This window comes from Kitasatospora sp. NPDC089797 (assembly GCF_040684795.1).
GTDB lineage: Bacteria > Actinomycetota > Actinomycetes > Streptomycetales > Streptomycetaceae > Kitasatospora.
Genome location: NZ_JBFBGS010000053.1, coordinates 24,020 through 30,622, shown reverse-complemented (window position 1 = coordinate 30,622; position 6,603 = coordinate 24,020). Strand labels below are relative to the sequence as shown.

Sequence of the window (6,603 nt, the reverse complement as noted above, 5' to 3'; positions counted from 1 at the left end):
GTAAGGGGGGTTCGGGTGAGGCGGCGGTTCCTGCTGCTGCTCGCCGCGCTTCGACGAGATCGATTCTGCCGGGCTGACGAGCCGGTTGTCCCAGCTCTCCGGTGACACAATTTGGCGCTGGCATATCTGTGTCAGCGCCTCCGGCCGGATCGTGCCGGCGGTGCCGGACGGCCCGGATCTAGGGGACGTCCACCAACCAGCCGGTCAGCTCGGGGGTCCCGGCAACGGCCCGGGCGCAGACGGCCAGGCACAGGGCGCGGGCCGTGTCCGGGTCCGGGGCGATCACGAACATCACGCCGCGCGCCCCGGCGCGCGAACTGTGCACCCGGATGTGCTCCGGGCCCTCGTGGAGCGCGGCGGCGGCGCGCAGGGCGGTGGTGACCGTGCCCTCGGCGGGAACCGGAGCGGCACGCGGACGGGTCAAGGTAAAGGGAACGACAAGCACGCAGCAACGATGGTGGACGGGAGGAGCCGATGGGGTGGCCGTGCGTCGGCACGTTCTTGCCATGGCGCGCCTGTGCCAGCAGGAGGGGCCCGATCCCTGCTGCGGATTCCGTTCCCCGGGGGCCGGCCGGCGGGCTCCGGGGCTCCGCGGCGGGCCGCCGCCCGCTCCGGGCGCGAAGGGATTACCGCTGGTCGGGGGGTGTCTGGCCGCTCCCGGGCGGTGGTATTTTCTGGTCTGGACCTGACCAAAAGCGTGCGCAGGTGGCCGGGTCCGGAACAGTGCGTGCGCGAATCACGGGCAGGGTTCGCGGCGCAACCCGTCTCATGGCCGGGGGGCCGACCGAATGCTGACCACGCTGGGACTCTCGCAGCAGGCCGAGGCCGTCTACCGCTCGATGCTCAGTCAGCCGGACTGGGGCGTGGTCCGCATCGCCGAGTCGCTCGGCTGGACCGAGGCGGAGGTCCGCTCGGCGATGGACGAGCTGGCCGACCAGGAGCTGATCCGCCCCTCCTGGGAGGGCGGCGGTGCGATGCGCACGGTCAGCCCCAAGGTGGCGTTCGAGGCGCTGATCGCCCGCCGGCAGGCCGAGATCGCGCGCCGGCAGCACGAGGTCGAGTCGAGCCGGGCGGCGATCGCCGGCCTGGTCGCCGAGTACTCGATGCTGCGCCCGGAGGAGGGCGCCGGCGGCGTCGAGCACCTGACCGGCCTGGACGACATCCGGGCCCGGCTGGAGGAACTGGGCGCCCAGGCGCGCAGCGAGACCATGTCCTTCGCCCCCGGCGGCAAGCAGACCCCGGAGAACCGCGCGGCCAGCCGCCCGATCACCCAGACGCTGCTGGACCGCGGGGTCAAGGTGAAGACCATCTACCTGAGCAGCATCCGCAACGACCCGGGCAGCGTCGAACACGCCAACTGGCTCGCCGCGCAGGGTGGCGAGACCCGCACGACCAGCGTCCTGCCGATGCGGATGCAGATCGTGGACCGGGAGGTCGCGATGGTCCCGCTCGACCCCGACGGCCTGACCGCGGGCGTCGCCGTGATCCGCGAACGCGGGGCCGTCGCCGGGCTGTGCGCGCTGTTCGACCAGGTCTGGGAGCACTCCGAGGTGCTGGGCGCCGCGGTCGTCACCCCGGTCGGCGAGATCACCCCGCAGCAGCGCGAACTGCTGCGCCTGCTCTCGGCCGGCCTCACCGACGAGGCGGCCGCCCGTCGGCTGGGCGTCTCCCTGCGCACCGAGCGCCGGATGATCACCGACCTGATGGAGCAGTTCGACGCCCAGAGCCGCTTCCAGCTCGGCCAGCGCGTCACCGAGCGCAACCTGCTCTGAGCCCCGGGGCAGCAGGCAGGGGGCGGCCGGGCCTGACCCCGGGGCTCAGGGGATGAGCGCGGCGACCGCTTCGACGACCGGCAGTCGGTCGGGCGGCTGGCGGGCCTGCCACGATCCTGTCATCCGGCTGCGGCGCGGCGCGGTCCGGAGCCCCGGGGCGCCGCATGATGGACCGTCGGTGCGGGGTCCGCAAGCCGGGGGCCCGGATTGGTGCGCCGGGCAGGTGAATCCCCGTGACCCGTCCTCGTGCCGTCGAGGAGGGTGCCGGGCAGTCGGATGAACTGCCTGCCATGCGACTTCGATTCCGGACCGGGCGGATCGCCTCGGTGCTGGCACTGGTGGCGGGCTCGCTGCTCAGCAGCAGTGTGCTGGCGCCACCGGCCCAGGCCGCGATCTCCTTCACCAAGAGTGTGGACAAGGCGACGCCCTCCCCGGGGGAGAACGTCACCTACACCCTGCGCTACACGTGCTCGATCACCGAGTGCACCAACGGGCAGATCCTCGACACCCTGCCCGCCAACCTGCAGTTCGTCGGTTGGACGCCCGATCCGTCGTCGGTCGACGAGGCCGCCTCCACCGTGCCCGCCTCCGGCGCGATGGGCGGCACGATGACCATCAAGCTGAAGAACCTGAGCCCGGGCACCACCGCCACCATCACGGTGACGATGAAGTACCCGAACTTCTCCACCCCCGACGGGGCGACCTCGACCAACTCGGCGACCATGTCGGCCGACGGCGAGACCTCGCAGACCGCGACCGCCGACACCAGGGCCGCCGTCCAGCCGCAGTACACCGTGACCAAGGGCATCCAGACCTCCAGCAGCGACGGGCGCACCGTCACCTACCAGTTCAGCGCCTGTGCCACCGACAACGTGCCCAACGTCGACCTGGACACCAGCCGGCTGCTGGACACCCTGCCGCCCGGCGCGGTGGTGGACACCGGCCGCTCGCCGGGCTGGTCCCAGGTGGCCCCCGGGCCGAACACCTGGGGCTACGACATCGGGGCGTTCACCTCCGGCAACGGGCGCGGCGGCTGCCGGCTGCCGGGCGTGCTGGTCGTCAACTACCCGGAGGCCGACTTCCCGGACGGGACCACCTCCGACAACACCGTGGACCTGCTCGGCGCCCCGCTCACCGAGAGCGAGCGGCGGCTGGACTCCGCCGCCACCACCACCGGCCAGTTCCGCCCCCCGGCGAGCGGCGTGGTGGTGACCGCGAGCAAGGTGTGGCGCGAGACCACCGTCTCCGGTGACCTCAACTCCTTCGCCCTGTCCGCCACCAACACCTCCGGCCCGGCCACCAGCCTGACCATGACCGACCCCGGCGCCGGGACCACCGACGGCATCTACAACTGGATCTATCCGCAGTCGCTCCAGTTCGAGCCGTGGAACCCGACCAGCATCCGACTCACCCTGCAGTACCGGCTCGACGGCGACCCCACCTGGCAGACCTTCACTCCGACCAGCCCGCTGGACGGCTCCGGCGCCCGCCGGATCACCTTCGCCCAGGGCGCCGGCAACCCGGCCGACGACGAGCTGGGCATCCCGGCCGGCCGCCGGCTGGACGGCCTCAGGTTCACCTGGAACGGCCCCATCCCGACCGGCTGGAGCCCCGGCAACTCCGTCCAACTGGTCACCCAGGTCGCCACCCCGGGCCACGACGGCCGTCCGGCCCCGGCACCGCTGACCAACTGCGTGGACACCGCCGCGAGCGACGGCAACAACAGTGCCTCCGCCAACGCCTGCGCCTCCACCACCATCACCCCGGCCACCAACCTCGGCGCCGCCAAGACCACCGTGGCCGGCGAACTGTCCGCCCCCGGCGGCAAGGCCACCTTCCAGGTCATCCCGTACAACCGCAGCGCCCGGGACCTCGACCGCCCGCTGGTGCTGTACGACGTGCTGCCCGCCGGCGTGGTCTACATCGACGGCTCCGCCCGCCCGGACCCGAACTACCCGGACGCCAAGGCCCCCAGCTCGATCACCGTCACCCCGGGCCCCGACGGCCGCCAGATCCTCCGGATGGAATGGCCCGCCGGCGCGCCCGACATGACGTACCTGCACGACCGGCTGGCCTACCGGATGCTCTTCGACGTCCAGGTCGCCGGCAGCATCCGCTCCGGCGAGCTGACCAACGACATCTACGTCACCGTCGACCGGCCCACCACCCCGGTCTCCTGCATGTTCTCCGGCTCCGACAGCGGCAGCACCCCCGACGTGCTGGACCTCAACGGCAACGGCGACACCACCGAGCTGATGTGCCACGCCTCGTCCGGGATCCGGGTGGACGTGCCGGCGGTGCTGCGCTCCTACAAGGAGGTCAAGGGGGACCTGGACGCCGACTACGTCGCCATCGGCACCGCCACCCCCGGTGGCCGGACCTCCTGGCGGATGACCGTCCGCAACGACTCCCCGGACCCGGTCACCGACTTCATCGCCTACGACAAGCTGCCCGCCCCCGGCGACAACTATGTCCTCACCCAGGACGCCGCCCGCGGCAGCGCCTGGGCGCCGTCCCTGAGCCAGCCGATCACCGCCAGCGACCCGACCGTGCTCATCGAGTACACCACCGACCCCAACCCCTGCGTCGAGGCCGCACTCGTCACCCGCACCGGGTGCAACAGCGCCGCGACCTGGAGCAGCACCTTCCCCGCCCCGGGAACCGCGACCTGGTTCCGCATCCACCGCCCCGGCACCATCGCCTCCGGCGACTCCTTCACCCTCACCTGGCCGATGGTCGCCTCCTACGACGCGCCCGAGGGCGACTACGCCTGGAACAGCTTCGCCTTCACCGCCACCGACAACGAGGGCCGCCAACTGCTGCCCGCCGAACCCGCCAAGGTCGGCGTCGCCGTCAAGCGGATGGCGCCGTCGAACAACGCGCTCGGCGACTTCGTCTGGCAGGACCTGGACGGCTCCGGCATCCAGAAGCCCGGCGACCCCGGCATCCCGGGCGTCACCGTGAAGCTGCTGGACGGCGACGGGCAGCCGGTCCGGGACAAGGACGGCAACCCGGTCACCACCGTGACCGACTCCACCGGGCACTACCTGTTCGACCACCTGCCGGACGGCAGCTACGCGGTCCAGTTCGACCTGTCGACCCTGCCGTCGGGCGCCACCGTCACCAAGCGGGGCGCGGGCACGGACCCGAGCAAGGACTCGGACGCCGACCCGACCACCGGCCTCACCCAGACCGTCACCCTCAAGGGCGGGCAGCGGGACCTGGACCTCGACATGGGCGTGATCCTGCCCACCTCCTCGCCGTCGCCCTCGCCGAGCCCGAGCCCGAGCCCGTCGCCGTCGCCGAGCCCGTCGCCGAGCCCGTCGCCGTCGCCGTCGCCGTCGCCGTCGCCGTCGCCGTCGCCGAGCACCTCCCCGTCCCCGTCCCCGTCCCCGTCGGTCACGGCCTCGCCGAGCCCGAGCGGGTCGTCCAGCCCGACCCCGACCCCGACGATGACCCCGACCCCGAGCCCGACCGGTCACACCCCGTCGGGTTCGAGCAGCCCTTCGCTGCCCAACACCGGCAGCAGCATGAACGGGCCGCTGCTCGCCGCCCTCGGCGGAGTCGTGGCCCTCGGCGGCCTGATCCTCTGCGTCACCGCCTACCGCCGGCCGGGACGTCACAGCTGACGCCCGACCTCCGCGACGGACCATCCAACAACAGGCCCTGACCAGTGGCGCCGCCCCCGGGCGGCGCCACCGGCGTTCCGGGAACGCGTTCCAGGGGGCGGCGAAACAGCAGGTCAGAGGGGGTGGAAGCGTTCCAGCGTGTCGGATCGGGCGGTGACTGTGGCGGGCCGGGAGGGGGCCGGTCCAGGCTGGTGGTCGGCAGGCGTCGTCGATGGCGCCGGGGCCGATTCCTCCTTCCTTCCTTCGCTCTTCCGGGGGTCCGTCATGTCCGTTCGTCGTGCTGTTGTGGTTCCGGTCGTCCTGGTGGGCGCCGTGTTCGCCCTGGGGGCCTGTCAGTCCGCCCAGGCGGGGTCCGCGTCGCAGCCGGCGCCGCAGGCCTCGTCCGCCGGTGCCGCTGCCGGTGCCGCCGCCCCGGGCGATGCCGCCGCGACCGGTGGGGCCGAGCCGGGAGCCGCCGCACCGAGTGCGGCCGCCCCGGCCGGGGGTGCGGCGGCACCGGCACCGGCACGGGCCGGGGCCGGGACCGGGACCGGCCCGGTGTCCGTCTCGTCGGCGGCGCCCGGGGGGAAGCCCGCGGGCGGTGCGGCGGCGGGCGGCACGACGGCGGGCGCCGGGGCGGACGGTGACGCCTACGCGTACGGACACCCGTGCGAGAGCGGGAACCTGGTGGTGCGGGTGACGGTCCGGCCGGAGGCGCCGTGGCAGCGGGTGATCGAGGTGCGCAACCAGGGGCCGCGGTCCTGCGGGCTGAGCTACTACCCGCTGGTCAGCCTGGGCGACTCGCACGCGGCGGACCACAGCAAGGACGTCCGGCCGCTGGTGCCCGGCGGGCTGGGCGGCGCGCCGGCCTACCCGCTCGCGGCCGGGCGGAGCGCGTACGCGGTGATCGACCTCAACCCCGGCGGGGCGGCGGCCGGCACCCCCGGGATCGACCAGCTGAACGTGCTGGCGGACGGCGACCACATGCCCACCGCGGACACCCGGAACTTCCCGCTCGGCACCGGGGCGAAGGTGCTCAAGCCGAAGCTGGGCCTGTACCGCAGCACGGTCGCGGACGCGGCGGCCTCCGCGGCCGGTGCCGACCGGTCGTCCTGAGGCGGCCGTGCGGACTCCCCGGCGACGGGGAGTCCGGAGCCGCCTCCGGTACCGTGAGCTGGGCGTTCGGCGGGGAGCCGGGCCGGGCCGCGGTACCGGGGAGGCAG

Annotated in this window: 4 protein-coding genes; 3 read left to right on the top strand and 1 reads right to left on the bottom strand. The window is 73.6% G+C overall.

The window, feature by feature from the left end; all coding sequences use genetic code 11:
• Nucleotides 1-178: 178 nt before the first annotated feature.
• Entirely contained in the window at nucleotides 179-424 is a 246-nt protein-coding gene (locus AB0O91_RS32980; RefSeq protein ID WP_363441130.1) for a hypothetical protein, read from the bottom strand.
• A 364-nt stretch (nucleotides 425-788) separates the two neighbouring features.
• Between AB0O91_RS32980 and AB0O91_RS32975 the strand changes: the two genes are divergently transcribed.
• From AB0O91_RS32975 to AB0O91_RS32965, 3 genes are all read left to right on the top strand, one after another.
• Nucleotides 789-1,772, top strand: a complete 984-nt coding sequence (locus AB0O91_RS32975) for a helix-turn-helix transcriptional regulator (RefSeq protein WP_363441128.1) — start codon at nucleotides 789-791, stop codon at nucleotides 1,770-1,772.
• A gap of 290 nt (nucleotides 1,773-2,062) precedes the next feature.
• On the top strand, nucleotides 2,063-5,401 hold the full coding sequence (locus AB0O91_RS32970) for an SdrD B-like domain-containing protein (RefSeq protein WP_363441126.1): 3,339 nt from the start codon (nucleotides 2,063-2,065) through the stop codon (nucleotides 5,399-5,401).
• A 537-nt stretch (nucleotides 5,402-5,938) separates the two neighbouring features.
• The gene (locus AB0O91_RS32965) at nucleotides 5,939-6,496 is read left to right on the top strand and encodes a DUF4232 domain-containing protein (protein WP_363441124.1); all 558 of its coding nucleotides are present in this window, start codon (nucleotides 5,939-5,941) and stop codon (nucleotides 6,494-6,496) included.
• Nucleotides 6,497-6,603: the final 107 nt, after the last annotated feature.